Genomic DNA, 14828 nt, shown 5'->3' on the forward strand with positions numbered 1-14828 from the left:
TCGCCCATGTTCACTGGAAAAGTCGCGGTGGTTACTGGCTCCACCAGCGGTATCGGCCTTGGCATTGCCACTGCGCTCGCGCGGCAAGGCGCTGACATCGTGCTGAATGGCTTTGGCGATGCCGCAGAGATCGAACGCATCCGCTCCCGGCTGGCGACCGAGTTTGGCGTACGGGTGGCGCATGATGGCGCCGACCTCACCCGTGGTGAGGCGGTGCGGAAAATGATCGCCCAGGCCGTCGAGAAGATGGGGCGCATCGACATTCTGGTGAACAATGCGGGCATCCAGCACACCGCGTCGATCGAGGACTTTCCCGTGGAGAAGTGGGATGCGATCCTCACGCTGAATCTATCGGCGGTGTTCCATGCAACAGCGGCTGCCTTGCCCTACATGAAGCAGCAGCGATCCGGCCGCGTGATCAACATCGCGTCGGTGCATGGACTGGTTGCGTCGGTGAACAAGTCTGCTTATGTGGCGGCGAAGCATGGCGTGGTGGGGTTCACCAAAGTGACGGCGCTGGAGAACGCGGGCACGGGCATCACGGCCAATGCGATCTGCCCAGGGTGGGTGCGAACGTCGCTGGTCGAGCAGCAGATCACCGCGTTGGCGGAACGGGAGGGAACGGATCAGGCGTCCGCCGCCCGCGCACTGCTAGCCGAAAAACAGCCCTCGCTGCAGTTTGTGACGCCCGAGCAGCTCGGGGAAATGGTGGTCTTCCTGGCCTCGGACGCCGCTGCTCAGATTACCGGCACGGCACTTCCGATGGATGGTGGCTGGACAGCCCGCTGACTGGCTGGCTGTGCCCGCCGCTGCAGCATCGGCAGCGCCCCCCGGTGTGTTACCCGCGCGCCGTAGTCTACGCACCAGGCGGAGCATCGCGCCCATGCCGGTGGGCGAGGTGACCATGCTGCCTTATCGAATTCCGCCGTCAGGCGCTACAGTTCGCGGTTCCACCCGTACCCGCAAGGAAGCACGATGTCAGAGCTGGATTACCGCGCCTTCTACCGCCTGTTGGCTGCTGAAGTGCGCGCCTCGACGGGCGTCAATCAGTCCATGCAGACGCTGTTGGCCTGGGGCGACCAGCGCATCCCGCACCCGTCCTGGGCAGCGCTGGCTAAACTTGACTGTTCGGTTGAGAGTGCCGGCATGGGCAAGTGGCTCACCCGTGTGCTGCGGCGGGCACCGTGCCCCTTCCCGGTGCGCGCGATCTACTTCGGGCTTGGCGAACGTGCCACCCGCGACCGGGTGGAATTCGCGGACCTGTACTTCGGCCTGTTGAGTCACTACGAACCGGAGGACAAGGCCTGCGAGTGGTTGTGGCGCAACCCCAGGCACTATCCCGACAAGGCCTACCTCGGTTCGGCAACCTTGAAAGCGGCCGGCATGATCTGCAACGAGGACGAGGTTACCGGACTGGGCACGCCCGGCCACATGGTGTTTGCGTTGGCGTTCGCAACATTGCTGCTCCGCGCTTCACTGGATGGATGCATTCATCAGCTGCTGGGTGCCGTGGAGCCGGTGGGCGTGGTCGTGGGCTTCGATTCGGGCGACCTGTTCCGGCTCGGGGAGCTCCACAGCGATGGTTTCCGGCCCACAAAGGGTGCAATGACCTAGGGAGCGCGGAGGTGCGACCTGCACAAACCCCCATTCCCGACATGGGGACGACTGCCCGAAAACCGAGCTTGACGATGGGCTGGTGCTGTTCGTAATCGGCTTCGCGTTGCAGTGCTGGCATATCCGGGCACAGTCGCGCGGCGCAGGCCGGTTGCAGCGTGCCGGATGAAGCAGTCGACGTTCAGCAGCCGGGCCCGCGCGCCGTGGCGGCTTCCCGGTGCCGGTCGCGATAGGTCGCCGGGCTGAGCGCTGTCTGCCCGCGGAAATGGCGCCGGAACGATTCCTGCGATCCAAACCCGGCCTGTTCGGCCACCCAATGCAACGGGCGGTCGGTGGTTTCCAGCAGCTCGCGCGCGTAGGCCACGCGCTCGCGGATCAGCCAGTCGATCGGTGACAACCCGGTCGCGTCGAGGAACTGCCGCTGCAGTGTGCGTTGGCTGAGGGCGGCCTGTTCGGACAGGCTCTTGAGCGAGTGTTCTTCGCGCAGGTTGCGGCGCAGCCATTCCATCAGCCGGGCAAGCCGGGTGGGTTCACCCACCGGTATCGAGCGCACCACGCGCTGGCTGCGCTCGGCATCCCGCCACGGTGCCAGCACCAGTCGTTCGGCCACCAGGTTGGCCACGCGCGCGCCGTAATCCTTGCGCACCAGGTGCAGCATCATGTCCATGCCGGTGGCCGAACCGGCCGAGGTGATGATGCTGCCCTCGTCGACGTACAGCGCGTTCTCGCGCACCCGCACGTTGGGAAATTCGCGGGCGAGGGTGTCGGTGAGCCGCCAATGGGTGGTGGCGCTGCGGCCGTTGAGCAGGCCGGCCCACGCCAATACGAAGGCACCCGAACAGATCGAGGTGATGCGTGCGCCGCGCTGGTGGGCGCGGATGAGCGCATCCAGCAATGGCTGCGGTGGGCGCTCGGCCGGGTCACGCCAGCCGGGGACCACGATGGTGTCGGCGTGGTCCAGCGCCTCCAGGCCGTAAGGCAGCTGCACGTGGGTGCCGCCGAGCATACGAAGGGGTCCCGGTTCGGCGGCGCACACCTGGGTGGTGTACCAAGCCACGTCCAGCTCGGGGCGGATGGGGGCGAACAGGCCGACGGCGCAGCCGAACTCGAACAGGCCCTGGCCGTGGCAGGCCGCGATGGCAACGGTGGGCGGGGTGTGCGGGTCATGGGGGGAGGGCATCGTTTGATGCTAGCGGGGTGGGCGCTGCCACGCAGGGCGGGGCGCTAATGACGTCATGACATCGGGATATATGGCCGCCGATGTCGCGCATCGATGCCCGGCGATGGGGCGGCATCCACGCGGGGCGTGCAGCGGGGTCGGCGTCTAAGGTCATGCCGAACGGGCATGTGCGTGGCGCGATGTTGCGGGTGGGTGGCGCGTGAACGGCTGTTGCGCGCTGCCCGCAGGCCCTTGAATGGAGGCCTGTTCTCGATCAGGCCCCGAGATGTCCTTGCCTTCTCTGTCGCGATGTTGCCGGTGCGCTGCGCCCAACTCCAGCTGATGCCCTGCGACGCACCGTCGCGGACCTGACCGTCCTCCTTTCTTCAAGAGCCCCCATGCCTCCTGCCTTCCGCTCCCTGCCTGCGGCACGCTTGCCGACGCTGACCTCCCTGTCTGTCCTGATCGCGCTTGCACTGGGCGCAGGCGCTGCCCACGCCGCCGGTCCGGAGGCACCGCCCGAGACGGTGGTGGCGTCCGGTACCGCCGCTGCGTCTACGCTGGATGCCGTGGTGGTCACCGGCTCGCGCACCAGCAACCGCACGGTCAAGAACAGCTCCACGCCCATCGATGTGATTTCAGCTGAGGACCTCGCGTCCACCGGGCAGGCGAACCTGCTGGAGGCATTGCAGCGCAGCCTGCCGTCGCTGAGCCAGATCGGTGGCTACCAGAGCGACCAGGAAAGCCTGATCCGTGGCTACCAGCTGCGCAACCTGTCGCCGGGGTACACGCTTGTGCTGGTCAACGGCAAACGCCGCAACGCCAGCGCCTATGTCAGTGGCGCCAACGGGGGCGGTTACCCGGGGCACGCCTGGACCGACCTCGCGTTGATTCCGGTCGCGGCCATCGACCATATCGAAGTGCTGCGCGATGGTGCATCGGCGCTGTATGGCTCCGACGCGATCACCGGGGTGATCAACGTGATCCTGAAGTCGAACGCGCACGGCGGCGATGTGTCGGTGGAGAGCGGGCAGAGCATCGATGGCGATGGCACCCGCACCAGCGTGCGCGCCAACATCGGGCTGCCGTGGGGACAGGACGGGTTTGTCAGCCTGTCCGGCGAGAACACCCGCCAGCACCATGCGATCCGCACGCGACGCTACATCGATGCCTACCTGAGCTATCCGGCGGTGGACGCCAGCGGCAACCTGGTGGCGCTGCGCCCCAACAACCGCTTGCCTGCCGGCACGACGCCGAACCCGGCAGAGGCATCGCGCGATCCGGAAGCCAACACGATCCTCAGTTCGCCGTCCTATGCGCTCACCGCGCTGGCAGTGAATGCAGGCCATGGCCTGGGCGAGAACGCGCAGTTCTACGCCACGGCAACGGCCAGCGACCGCACCGCGCAGGCCATCCAGAACTTCCGCCTGCCGGCGACGATCTTCGGCACCTACAAGGCACCGAGCGTGCTGAACGTGTGGCCCGATGGCTTCCTGCCGGTACTGGAAACCAAGGAGAAGCAGTACACCGGCACCGCCGGGGTCAAGGGTCATTGGGGGGGCTGGGACATCGACGGCAGCCTGACCGGCAATCGCAACACGGTGCGCACCTATACGCGCCACTCGGCCAACTTCTCGCTGACCTACCCCGGTGCGCCCACCGATTTCTATGACGGCAAGCTGGACTACCAGCAGGGTATCGCCAACCTGGACCTGCGCCGTGGTTTCGACGTAGGCGCCTTCGCCTCGCCGTTGGAGGTGAGCGCGGGGGCGGAGTACCAGCACGAGCGCTACGAGCGCGGGGCCGGGCAGTGGGAGTCGTACATCGGCTTCGGTGCGGCCGCCTTCGTCGGCTACTCCACCGCCGATGCGGTGGAGGCCACGCGCAACAGCAAGGCGGTGTACGTGGGTGCGGCGACCAACGTGACCTCGCGCTGGTACCTGGATGCCGCGGCGCGCTGGGAGGATCACTCCGATTTTGGCAGCGTATCGACCGGGCGGCTGACCACGCGCTTTGATGTGACCGATGCGTTCGGCGTCCGCGCGACGGTGAGCAACGGCTTCCACGCCCCGAGCCTGGGCGCGCAGTACTACCAGGCCACAGGCAGCTGCCCGTGCGGCACCACGCTGGTGGCGCAGGTGTCCTCGCCGGCGGCGCTGGCGCTGGGTGCCACGCCGCTGCAGCCGGAGAAGGCCGACAACTACAGCCTGGGCGTGACCTGGGACCCGAGCGCGGCGTTCCACCTGGCGCTGGATGCCTACCAGATCGACATCCGCGGCCAGCTCGGTCAGTCCAGCCAGATCGGCTACAACGCGCAGGACCCGGCGCGCATCACCGACAACAGCGGCACGGTGCTGAGCGCCGCGCAGAAGAACACGATCGATGCGCTGCTGGGCACGGCAGGTATCAGCATCCTGCCCGGCGATGCCTTCTACGCCAGCTACTTCACCAACGTGGGCGACACCCGCACGCGGGGTCTGGAGCTGACGCTGGAAGCCAACCAGGAAACCTCCTGGGGGAAACTGCGCTGGAGCTACGCCGCCAACGTGGGCCGCACCACCATCCAGAAAGTGCGCGACATCCCGGCGGTGCTGCAAGGGCTGCCCAACATCAACCTGCTCACGAAATCGAGCGAGTACGCACTGCGTTTCCGCACGCCGTCCTACACGCAGGTGGCCGGTCTGGGCTGGCAACACGGGCGCTGGCGCTCGAATGTCGATTTCACCTACTACGGGACGATCAAGCGCCTCAACAACGGGGTGGAATACAAGCAGCCGCCGGTGCTGGTGACCAACCTGTCCGGCAGTGCGGAGCTGGGCGGTGGCTGGAGCGCTGCGCTGGGCATCAACAACGTGTTCGACAAGCGCACCCGCAAGGTGCCCGAGTACGCCCGCAGCGCCACCGACGTGGCCAGCATCGAAACCACCTGGGACACCGGCGATGTGCTGAGCACCATCGGCGCGTTCTGGTATGGGCGCGTCAATTACCGGTTTTGAGCAAACGCAGCCGACCAACGGTCGGCTCTACAGGGAGCATGGTGATGTCATCTGCATTGAACGTGGTCGCGCTGATCGGCTCGCCGACCAGCTCGGCCAACTCACGCACGTTGTTGCTGGTACGGCAACTGCTGGACCAGCTGCGTCACCGGCTGCACATCGATGCGCAGCTGGTGGAACTGGCGCCCATGGCACGCTCGCTGGGGCAGGCGCTCACCCGCGAGGAAGTGGAGCCGCGCATCGAACAGGCGCTGCAGCGGATTGAAGCGGCCGACCTGCTGATTGCCGCAGCACCGGTGTACCGCGGCTCGTATCCCGGCCTGTTCAAGCACCTGGTGGACTTCATCGGGCTGGAGGCGCTGGTGGATGTGCCGGTGCTGCTGGCGGCCACCGGCGGCAGCGAGCGGCACGCGCTGGTGATCGACCACCAGCTGCGCCCGTTGTTCAGTTTCCTGCAGGCGCACACGCTGCCGATCGGCGTGTACGCCACGCCGGCCGATTTCAGTGGCGACCAGGTCGACAGTGCCGCGTTGCAGGCACGGATCGTGCTGGCTGCCGAGCGTGCCGCGGCCCACCTGTCACCGACGGCTGCGCCGCTGCCGTTGCGCCGCATCGCCTAGGCATCGGCGCATGCAGCTGCGGCATCTGGCCTTTCTTACCCCCGGCAGCTACCGGCCCGACGATCCGCGCAGCGGCCTGGACGATGCGTTGGCGCTGATCGCCCTTGCCGAGGCGCTCGGCTACGACGGCGCGTGGGTGCGGCATCGGCACCTGGAGCCGGGCATCAGCTCGGCGGCGGTGTTCCTGGCGGCGGCCAGCCAGCACACCCGGCGTATCGAACTGGGCACGGCGGTGATCCAGCTCGGCTACGAAACGCCGTTCCGCCTGGCCGAGGATCTGTCACTGCTGGACGTACTGTCCGGCGGCCGCCTGCAGGTGGGCGTGAGCACCGGACCGCCGCCATTTGCGGACCTGGTGGGCCACCTGCTGTTCGATGGCGATCCAACGCGGATCGACTTCTCGCATGCGCGGGTGGGGCGTTTGATCGAGGCGCTGCACGGACATCCACTGGGCGACCCCGATACGCAGGTGGGCAACGCCGTCTCACAGTACCGCCCACGGCTGCAGCCGCATGCGCCCGGGCTGGCACGTCGGCTCTGGTACGGCGCCGGTTCGCTGACGTCGGCACGCTGGGCAGCCGGGCAGGGGCTATACCTGCTGCTGGGCAACGTGGCGCGCGCTGAATCCCATGCGGATTTCGTGAACACCCAACGCGAGCACCTGGCGGTGTACCGCAGCGGCCTGGCTGATAGCGCGACCTCACGCGTTGCCGCCGGGCGCGTGCTGGTGCCGCTGGACGGCGCCGACGCCGCCACCCGCCAGCGGCTGCTCGCGTTTGCCGCGCGACGCCACGCGCGCACGCTGGAACCGCAAGGGCCGCGGCGCACAGTGTTTGCCGCGGACGTGGTGGGCAGCGCTGCGCAGATCGTGGACCTGCTGCAGGCCGACCCGGTGCTGCAGCAGGTGGACGAGCTGCGCGTGGAACTGCCCTATGAACTGCCCGCCAGCGACTACCGGCGGATCCTGCAGATCGTGGCCGAACAGATTGCGCCGGCGCTGGGGTGGGCAGGGGCTACCGCTGCCCCACGCTTGCGTGCGGCCCCATAACCCCAGGCGCTTTGCATATGGCCAACGCGCATTTGCGTGGCCGGATCCGACCGCTGATTGTCGAGTTACGACGCAGGCCCACGCGGCCACGTCTCTAGCATCAAGGTTCCAACGGCGCGCTGCTGCCGGCCACGACGAGGAACGTATCCGTGTCTGCTTATCCCCCGAACAAACCCATCCTGTTCCTGCTCGACCGCGAATTCGAAGACGGCCAACTGCCGGGCCAGCGCTTCTTCTGCCGGCACAGCCTGCTGCTGGAAGGCGCGTTGTCGAGCATCGAGGGACTGGACGCGCAGCTGGATGTGCGCCGGATCGGATTTGCCCGGCCACGCCGCGAAGTGATCGCCGAGATCGGGGAACAGGACCAGTCGCTGCCCAAGCTGGTGCTGCCCCAGGGCGTGCAGTCGGCGCATGCCAGTGGCGCGCACGACGACCGCCAGTACATCTCCGGTGCCGAACCGATCCTGGCCGCACTGAACGGGTTGCTGGGCATTCCCGTGGCCCATCCCTGAGCAAGGAATACACGATGAGCTACCTGACCAGCGTGCTGGACAAAAGCCCGATCCGCGACGGCGGCACGCCCGAGCAGGCGCTGCGCGACAGCCTGCGCCTGGCCCAGCATGCCGAGCACCTCGGCTACCACCGGTACTGGTTCGCCGAACACCACGCCACCCCGCAGCTGGCCAGCCCCGCGCCGGAAGTGCTGGCGGCCTGGGTGCTGGCACAGACCGGGCGCATCCGCGTTGGCACGGGCGGGGTGATGCTGCGCCATTACGCGCCGTACAAGGTGGCCGAAACCTTCAACCTGCTGGCCAGCCTGGCCCCGGGCCGGGTGGACCTGGGCATCGGCAAGGCACCCGGTGGACTGCCGGCCTCCACGGCGGCGCTGGCGGCCGGACGTACGCCGGCCGGCGCGTTCGAGCAGCAGCTGCACGACCTGGAAGGCTTCCTGTCCAGCAGCCTGCCCGCCTTCCACCCGCATGCCGCCGCGCAGGCCCGGCCGCTGCCGCGCACGCCGCCGGAGCGCTTCCTGCTCGGTGCCAGCCCACAGAGCGCACGCCTGGCGGCCGAGCTCGGCTGGCGATTCGTCTATGCGGCGCATTTCGATGGCGACCCGCGCAGCATCGAAGCGGCCTTCAACGCCTACCGCGCGGTGTCCGCGCAGGCCCCGTTGCTGGCTACGGTGGCCTTCGCGGCGCCCACTGCCGAGGCGGCCGCACGCCATCTGGGCGCGTTGCGCATCTACAAGCTGCACCTGGGGCCGGGGCAGACCGTCAACCTGCCCAACCCGGAAGCGGCCGCCGAGTATGCGCGGCAGGTGGGCGTGGCCGACTACCGCATCGAAGAGACCCATCCCAGCGTGCTGTCGGGCGATGCACAGCATGTGCGCCGCGCGCTGGACGACCTGCACCAGCGCTTCGGCGTGGGCGAATTCATCCTGGATGCGCCGGTGGCCGACCTCGACGCACGCCTCACCTCACTCGAACTGCTGTCGCCCGCGCCCCGCGCGGCGGTGGCCTGATCCCCCAGGAGAACGCCATGAGCAAGACCTCGCGTCCCATTCCGTTCGGCATCATGCTGCAGGGCCCCGGCAGCCACATGCACGCCTGGAAGCATCCCTCCAACGTGGCCGATGCCAGCGTCAACCTGCAGTACTACATCGATGTGGCCCGCACCGCCGAAGACCACGGCATCGCGTTCGGCTTCGTTGCCGATGGTCTGTACATCAACGAGAAATCGATTCCGCATTTCCTCAACCGCTTCGAGCCGATCACGCTGCTGTCGGCGCTGGCCACGGCCACCACGAAGATCGGCCTGGCCGGCACCTTGTCCACCTCCTACAGCGACCCCTATACGGTGGCGCGGCAGTTCGCCTCGCTGGACCTGATCAGCGGCGGGCGCGCGGGCTGGAACGTGGTGACCTCGCCGCTGGAAGGCTCGGGGCGCAACTACGGCCGCCCGCATCCCGAGCATGCGCTGCGCTACCAGATCGCCGACGAATACCTGGAGGTGGTGCAGGGCCTCTGGGATTCCTGGGACGACGATGCCTTCGTGCGCGACCGCGACAGCGGCACCTTCTTCGCGCCCGGAAAATTCCGCCGGCTGGACCACAAGGGCCGGTTCTTCCAGGTGGAAGGGCCGCTCAACATCCAGCGCTCGCCACAGGGGCAACCGGTGATCTTCCAGGCCGGCGCGTCCGATGATGGCATCGCGCTGGCCGGCAAGTACGCCGATGCGGTGTTTACCCACGCGCCGTCGCTGGAAGAAACCCGCGCGTTTACCCAGAAGGTGAAGAACGCGGCGATCGCACACGGTCGCAGTGCCGCCGACGTGAAGATCTTTCCGGGCATCGGGCCGATCGTCGGCGCCACCGCGGAAGACGCCGAAGCCAAGTACCAGGCCATCGCCGCGCTGGCCGGGCTGGACGATGCACTGGCCTACCTGGGGCGCTTCTTTGACCACCACGATTTCACCCAGTACGACCCGGATGGCCCGTTCCCGGAACTGGGCGACATCGGCGCCAATTCCTTCCGTTCAACCACCGACAAGATCAAGCAGGACGCCCGCGCGCAGGGCCTGACCCTGCGCCAGGTGGCGTTGCAGGCGGTCAGCCCGCGCCCGAACTTCATCGGCACCGCCGAGCACGTGGCCGACGAGTTGATCCGCTGGTTCGAGGCCGGTGCCAGCGATGGCTTCATTCTCGGCTTCTCGGTACAGCGCGAGGGACTGGACGATTTCGTCAGCCACGTACTGCCGATCCTGCAGGCGCGGGGTTACCACCGTGGCACGTTGGAGGGTGGCACCTTGCGCGACCATCTTGGACTGCCGCGCAAGGCCAGCCGCCATGACAGCGACACCGCACTCGTGCGCAAGGCGGGCTGAAGGAGCATCACGATGACCATTCTGCACCGGCCCCCGGTTGATATCGTTCCCCTGCACGGCGGCGTGCTGCCCGCCATTGCAGCGCGCAACGCCGACGCCATCGCGATCCGCCACGACCTGCACCAGCACCCCGAGCTGGCCTTCGAAGAGCATCGCACCAGCGCCCGCGTGGCCGAGCTGCTGCAGCAGTGGGGCTATGCGGTGATCACCGGCGTTGGCGGTACCGGCGTGGTGGGCACGCTGCAGCGCGGGCAGGGCGGCCGTCGCCTGGGCCTGCGTGCCGACATCGACGCACTGCCGATCCACGAGGAATCCGGGCTGGGCTACGCCAGCCAGCGCCAGGGATTGATGCATGCCTGCGGGCACGATGGCCACACCGCCATCCTGCTCGCGGCCGCGCACTACCTGGCCCACCACGGGCGCTTCGACGGCACCCTGCAGCTGGTGTTCCAGCCGGCGGAAGAAACCGGTTCGGGCGCATCGAAGATGATCGCTGACGGCCTGTTCGAGCGCTTCCCGGTGGATGCGATTTACGGCCTGCACAACTGGCCCGGCGTGCCGGTGGGCCAGTTCGGGTTCGTCGACGGCCCGGCGATGGCGTCGGTGGACTGGGCGAAAGTGCGGGTGGTGGGCAAGGGCGGCCATGGTGCCGAACCGCAGGGCAGTGTCGACCCGATCCTGGCCGCCGCGCATATCGTGACCGCGCTGCAGAGCGTGGTGTCACGCAATGTCGATCCGCGCCAGATGGGCGTGGTCACGGTGGGCTCCATCCACGGCGGCAAGGCTGCCAACGTAATTCCCGATGCGGTCGAGCTGACCCTCACCGTGCGCGCCTACCTTCCCGAGGTGCGCGACACCCTGCGCCGCCGCGTCACCGAGATTGCCGAACACACCGCGGCCGCCTTCGGTGCGCGTGCCGAGGTCGCGTTCCCGCGTGGTTTTCCCAGCGTGATCAACCATCCCGAGCAGACCGCGTTCGTGCGCCAGGTGGCGCTGGACGCGTTCGGTGCGCAGCAGGTGGTGGACGGGTTCGCGCCGCGTACGGCCAGCGAGGATTTCGCCTTCCTGCTGCAGGCGAGGCCGGGCAGTTTCGTCTTCGTGGGCAACGGCGACAGTGCGCCGCTGCACAGCCCGCGCTACGTGTTCAACGATGCAGCCATCGCGCCGGCCGCCAGCCTGTGGGCGCGGCTGGCCGAGCGTTACCTGGTGGAGGATGCGGCATGAGCGACCTGTTCCTGTACACCTCGGTGCACGACCCGCTGGCCAGGCCGCTGTTCGATGGGCTGGAGCAGGAGTACGACAGCCGCTACGCGGACGTGCGTGGCCGTATCGGCGGCAGCGCCCGGGAAGAACTGGAGCGCTACCCGGCCGAGGCATTCGCTGCGCCGGTGGGGGCGTTCCTGCTGCTGCTGCGCGACGGCGTGGCCATCGCCGGCGGGGCGTTCATGCCGCACCGCGATGCCGACACCGCCGAGTTCAAGCGGATCTGGACGTTGCCGGGCCTGCGCCGCCAGGGCATCGCGCGACGCGTGCTGCAGGAGCTGGAGGACCAGGCCGTGCGGCAGGGCTACCGGCGCGTGTACCTGACCACCGGGTTCCGCCAGCCCGAAGCGGTGGGGCTGTACCTGGGCCATGGCTACCGCGCGCTGTTCGACCTGCACGCCGACCCGGAAACGGTGGCCCACCTGCCGTTCGAAAAGCACCTGCCGCTGCTGCATCCGGGCGCCAACGCCGCGCCGCCGTTGCGGCAGGGAGTCCACGCATGAGCACCCCGTCCAGCACGCTGCCGGGTATCGCCACACCCACCACGCCATCGCCTGCGCTGCGCATCGTGCCGGCACGGCATCCGCTGCAGCTGGCCGGTAGCGTGCTGGCGTTGGCCTTGATCCTGTTCGGCCTGCAGTCGGTGCTGGGCAACCCGCGCTGGGGCTGGGGCACGTTTGCCGAATGGTTCTTCGCCCGCCCGGTGCTGGAAGGGTTGGCCCGCACGTTGTGGCTGACCGCCCTGGGCACGGCGCTGGGCTTCGGCCTGGGCACCGTGCTGGCGCTGGCGCGGGTCTCCGGCTCGCCGCTGCTGGCGGCGGTGTCGTGGGGCTACGTGTGGCTGTTCCGCTCGATTCCATTGCTGGTGTTGTTGCTGCTGCTCAACAACCTGGGCTATCTGTACAGCACCATCGCGTTGGGCGTGCCGTTCACCAGCATCACCCTGTTTTCGTACCCGACCACGCAGCTGATCGGCGTGTTCACCGCTGCGGTGCTGGGGCTGACGCTCAACCAGGCGGCGTTCTCGGCCGAGGTGATCCGCGGCGGCATTCTCTCGGTGGACCAGGGACAGTACGAAGCCTCGGCCGCGCTCGGGCTGCCGCGCGGGCGGCAGATCCGCCGCATCATCCTGCCGCAGGCCATGCGCTCGATCCTGCCGGCCGCGTTCAACGACGTGATCGGGCTGGCCAAGAGCACCTCGGTGGTCTACGTGCTGGCGTTGCCCGAACTCTTCTACACCGTGCAGGTGATCTACCGGCGCAACCTGGAAGTGGTGCCGCTGCTGATGGTGGCCACGGTCTGGTACCTGGTGATCCTCACCGTGCTGTCGCTGGCCCAGCACCGTATCGAGCGACGTTTCGCGCGCGGCCAGCTGCAGCGCGAACGTACGGTGTCCAAGGTGCCGCCACGTGCGCCTGCAGCGGCCACCGCTGCCCGCACCGGGTCGCGTCCGTCGATCGCCCCGGTGTTGCAGGGCAACGGCGCCACAGTGTCGCTGCAGGGCGTGAGAAAGGTGTTCGGCGACCAGACCGTGCTCGATGACGTGCACCTGGAGCTGAAGGCAGGCAGCGTCACCGTGCTGATCGGCCCGTCCGGCGCCGGCAAATCCACCCTGCTGCGCCTGATCAATCATCTGGATCGTGCGGATCAGGGGTTCGTGACCGTGGGCGGGCAGTTGGTGGGCTACCGTCGCGAAGGCGAGACCCTGTACGAGTTGCCCGAAGGCGAAATCCGCCGACGCCGTGCAGACGTGGGCATGGTATTCCAGAGCTTCAACCTGTTTCCGCACCTGACCGCACTGGAGAACATCGTCGAGGCCCCGATCGCGGTGCGCGGCATTGCCCGCGCCCAGGCCGAGCAGCAGGCGTTCGACCTGCTGGAACGGATCGGCTTGGCCGACAAGGCGCATGCCTACCCGCGCGAGCTCTCCGGCGGCCAGCAGCAGCGTATCGCCATTGCCCGCGCGTTGGCGCTGCAGCCCAAGGTGCTGCTGTTCGACGAACCAACCTCGGCGCTGGACCCGGAGCTGGTGTCCGAGGTGCTGAGCGTCATTGAAGAGCTGGCGCGCTCGGGCACCACGCTGGTGATCGTCACCCACGAGCTGGGCTTTGCCCGCCGCGTGGCAGACCACGTGGTGATGATGGACCAGGGCCGGGTGGTGGAGCAGGGCCCGCCGGAGGTGGTGTTCGACCGGCCGCGCCAGCCGCGCACGGCGGAGTTCCTTGCCAAGACGCTGTAACCGTACCTTTCACTTTCCGCAGGGAATCCGCATGAACGCTCCCCACACACGACGTTTCTCCACCGGCAGCGTGCTGGTTGCCGCGGCGCTGGTGATCGGTGTTGCCGGCATCGTCTACTCGCGCGTCCAGCAGGGCAACGACGGGCCACCTGCGGCCCGCGCCACGCTGGCCGGTGACGCCGCGCCTGCCTTGCAAGGCACGCCGGATCCGAAGGCGGCGGCGCTGATCCCGGCAGGCTTCACCTTTGTCACCCCGGGCACGCTGACCGTGGCCACGCATCCGGGGCAGCTGCCGTTGGCCGACTACGGTGCCGACAACAAGCAGATCGTCGGCGTCGAACCGGACATCGCCCGACTGATCGCCGACGGGCTGGGCTTGAAGCTGGTGCTGGTGCCGGTGGCGTGGCCGGACTGGCCGCTGGGGCTGCAGTCGGGCAAGTACGATGCGGTGATCTCCAACATCACCGTGACCGAAGCGCGCAAGCAGAAGTTCGACTTCTCCAGCTACCGCTACGACCTGCTGGGCATCTACACCCGCACCGACGGCCCGATCCAGAAGATCACCGCGCCCGCCGATGTTGCCGGGCTGAAAGTGGTGGTGGGGGCCAGTACCAACCAGGACCAGATCCTGCGTGCGTGGGACCAGCAGAACATCGCCGCCGGCCTGAAACCGGTCGAGTACCAGTACTTCGACGACGCGGTGGTGGGCCGGCTGGCGGTGATCACCGGGCGCGCGGATGTGTCCTTCGAGCCCAACGCCACCGGGGCGTATTCCGCGCGCGACGGCAAGGTGCGGCGGGTGGGGCTGTTCCCGGGCGGCTGGCCCGACGCGGCGGCGATTTCGGTGACCACGCGCAAGGGCAGCGGGTTGGCTGAACCCATCACCCAGGCATTGAACACACAGATTGCCTCGGGCACCTATGCCCAGGCGCTCAAGCGCTGGAACGTGAGCGAAGAGGCGGTGGCGCAGTCGCAGACCAATCCGCCGGGGCTGCCGAACCTGTAG

The 14828-nt window shown here is 68.0% G+C and carries 13 protein-coding genes; 12 read left to right on the forward strand and 1 reads right to left on the reverse strand.

Annotated features, from left to right (window positions below; all coding sequences use genetic code 11):
• Positions 1-6 precede the first annotated feature (6 nt).
• Together GQ674_RS07530 and GQ674_RS07535 are read left to right on the forward strand one after the other, a co-directional pair.
• On the forward strand, positions 7-789 hold the full coding sequence (locus tag GQ674_RS07530) for a 3-hydroxybutyrate dehydrogenase (RefSeq protein ID WP_159496557.1): 783 nt from the start codon (positions 7-9) through the stop codon (positions 787-789).
• Positions 790-975: 186 nt separating this feature from the next.
• Positions 976-1614, forward strand: coding sequence for a hypothetical protein (locus tag GQ674_RS07535; protein ID WP_159496558.1), 639 nt, complete (start codon positions 976-978; stop codon positions 1612-1614).
• Positions 1615-1795: 181 nt separating this feature from the next.
• Here the strand turns inward: GQ674_RS07535 and ftrA are convergent, their stop codons facing one another.
• Positions 1796-2794 (reverse strand): transcriptional regulator FtrA, encoded by a 999-nt coding sequence (gene ftrA, locus GQ674_RS07540; protein ID WP_159496559.1) that lies wholly within the window; start codon positions 2792-2794, stop codon positions 1796-1798.
• Between the two features lie 398 nt (positions 2795-3192).
• On the opposite strand from ftrA, the gene GQ674_RS07545 reads away from it, so the two are divergent.
• The 10 genes from GQ674_RS07545 to GQ674_RS07590 all read left to right on the forward strand — a co-directional run bounded on the left by GQ674_RS07545 (position 3193) and on the right by GQ674_RS07590 (position 14828).
• Complete coding sequence (locus GQ674_RS07545; protein WP_159499306.1) at positions 3193-5769, forward strand: TonB-dependent receptor; 2577 nt, start codon at positions 3193-3195, stop codon at positions 5767-5769.
• A 44-nt stretch (positions 5770-5813) separates the two neighbouring features.
• Positions 5814-6389 (forward strand): FMN reductase, encoded by a 576-nt coding sequence (gene msuE / locus GQ674_RS07550; protein ID WP_159496560.1) that lies wholly within the window; start codon positions 5814-5816, stop codon positions 6387-6389.
• A gap of 10 nt (positions 6390-6399) precedes the next feature.
• Complete coding sequence (locus tag GQ674_RS07555) at positions 6400-7437, forward strand: LLM class flavin-dependent oxidoreductase (RefSeq protein ID WP_159496561.1); 1038 nt, start codon at positions 6400-6402, stop codon at positions 7435-7437.
• A gap of 149 nt (positions 7438-7586) precedes the next feature.
• The gene (locus tag GQ674_RS07560) at positions 7587-7949 is read left to right on the forward strand and encodes a DUF3088 family protein (RefSeq protein ID WP_038688750.1); all 363 of its coding nucleotides are present in this window, start codon (positions 7587-7589) and stop codon (positions 7947-7949) included.
• A 14-nt stretch (positions 7950-7963) separates the two neighbouring features.
• Positions 7964-8959 (forward strand): MsnO8 family LLM class oxidoreductase, encoded by a 996-nt coding sequence (locus GQ674_RS07565; protein WP_159496562.1) that lies wholly within the window; start codon positions 7964-7966, stop codon positions 8957-8959.
• Between the two features lie 17 nt (positions 8960-8976).
• Positions 8977-10320, forward strand: a complete 1344-nt coding sequence (locus tag GQ674_RS07570) for an LLM class flavin-dependent oxidoreductase (RefSeq protein WP_159496563.1) — start codon at positions 8977-8979, stop codon at positions 10318-10320.
• Positions 10321-10332: 12 nt separating this feature from the next.
• A complete protein-coding gene (locus GQ674_RS07575; protein ID WP_159496564.1) occupies positions 10333-11544 on the forward strand; it encodes a M20 aminoacylase family protein in 1212 nt (403 codons plus the stop codon).
• Complete coding sequence (locus tag GQ674_RS07580; protein WP_159496565.1) at positions 11541-12086, forward strand: GNAT family N-acetyltransferase; 546 nt, start codon at positions 11541-11543, stop codon at positions 12084-12086. The genes GQ674_RS07575 and GQ674_RS07580 overlap by 4 nt, the downstream gene beginning before the upstream one ends.
• The gene (locus GQ674_RS07585; protein ID WP_159496566.1) at positions 12083-13822 is read left to right on the forward strand and encodes an amino acid ABC transporter permease/ATP-binding protein; all 1740 of its coding nucleotides are present in this window, start codon (positions 12083-12085) and stop codon (positions 13820-13822) included. Before GQ674_RS07580 ends, GQ674_RS07585 begins: the two co-directional genes overlap by 4 nt.
• A gap of 31 nt (positions 13823-13853) precedes the next feature.
• Positions 13854-14828: an ABC transporter substrate-binding protein gene (locus GQ674_RS07590; protein WP_159496567.1), complete on the forward strand. Its 975-nt coding sequence runs from the start codon at positions 13854-13856 to the stop codon at positions 14826-14828.

Origin of the sequence: Stenotrophomonas sp. 364, from assembly GCF_009832905.1 — a bacterium.
GTDB classification, from domain to species: Bacteria; Pseudomonadota; Gammaproteobacteria; order Xanthomonadales; family Xanthomonadaceae; genus Stenotrophomonas; species Stenotrophomonas maltophilia_AP.

Excerpts from the sequence above, each read along its gene's own strand:
- GQ674_RS07530 (WP_159496557.1), top strand. The coding sequence starts at position 7 with ATGTTCACTGGAAAAGTCGCGGTGGTTACTGGCTCCACCAGCGGTATC.
- GQ674_RS07535 (WP_159496558.1), top strand. The coding sequence starts at position 976 with ATGTCAGAGCTGGATTACCGCGCCTTCTACCGCCTGTTGGCTGCTGAA.
- ftrA (WP_159496559.1), bottom strand. The coding sequence starts at position 2,794 with ATGCCCTCCCCCCATGACCCGCACACCCCGCCCACCGTTGCCATCGCG.
- msuE (WP_159496560.1), top strand. The coding sequence starts at position 5,814 with ATGTCATCTGCATTGAACGTGGTCGCGCTGATCGGCTCGCCGACCAGC.
- GQ674_RS07555 (WP_159496561.1), top strand. The coding sequence starts at position 6,400 with ATGCAGCTGCGGCATCTGGCCTTTCTTACCCCCGGCAGCTACCGGCCC.
- GQ674_RS07565 (WP_159496562.1), top strand. The coding sequence starts at position 7,964 with ATGAGCTACCTGACCAGCGTGCTGGACAAAAGCCCGATCCGCGACGGC.
- GQ674_RS07570 (WP_159496563.1), top strand. The coding sequence starts at position 8,977 with ATGAGCAAGACCTCGCGTCCCATTCCGTTCGGCATCATGCTGCAGGGC.
- GQ674_RS07575 (WP_159496564.1), top strand. The coding sequence starts at position 10,333 with ATGACCATTCTGCACCGGCCCCCGGTTGATATCGTTCCCCTGCACGGC.
- GQ674_RS07580 (WP_159496565.1), top strand. The coding sequence starts at position 11,541 with ATGAGCGACCTGTTCCTGTACACCTCGGTGCACGACCCGCTGGCCAGG.
- GQ674_RS07585 (WP_159496566.1), top strand. The coding sequence starts at position 12,083 with ATGAGCACCCCGTCCAGCACGCTGCCGGGTATCGCCACACCCACCACG.
- GQ674_RS07590 (WP_159496567.1), top strand. The coding sequence starts at position 13,854 with ATGAACGCTCCCCACACACGACGTTTCTCCACCGGCAGCGTGCTGGTT.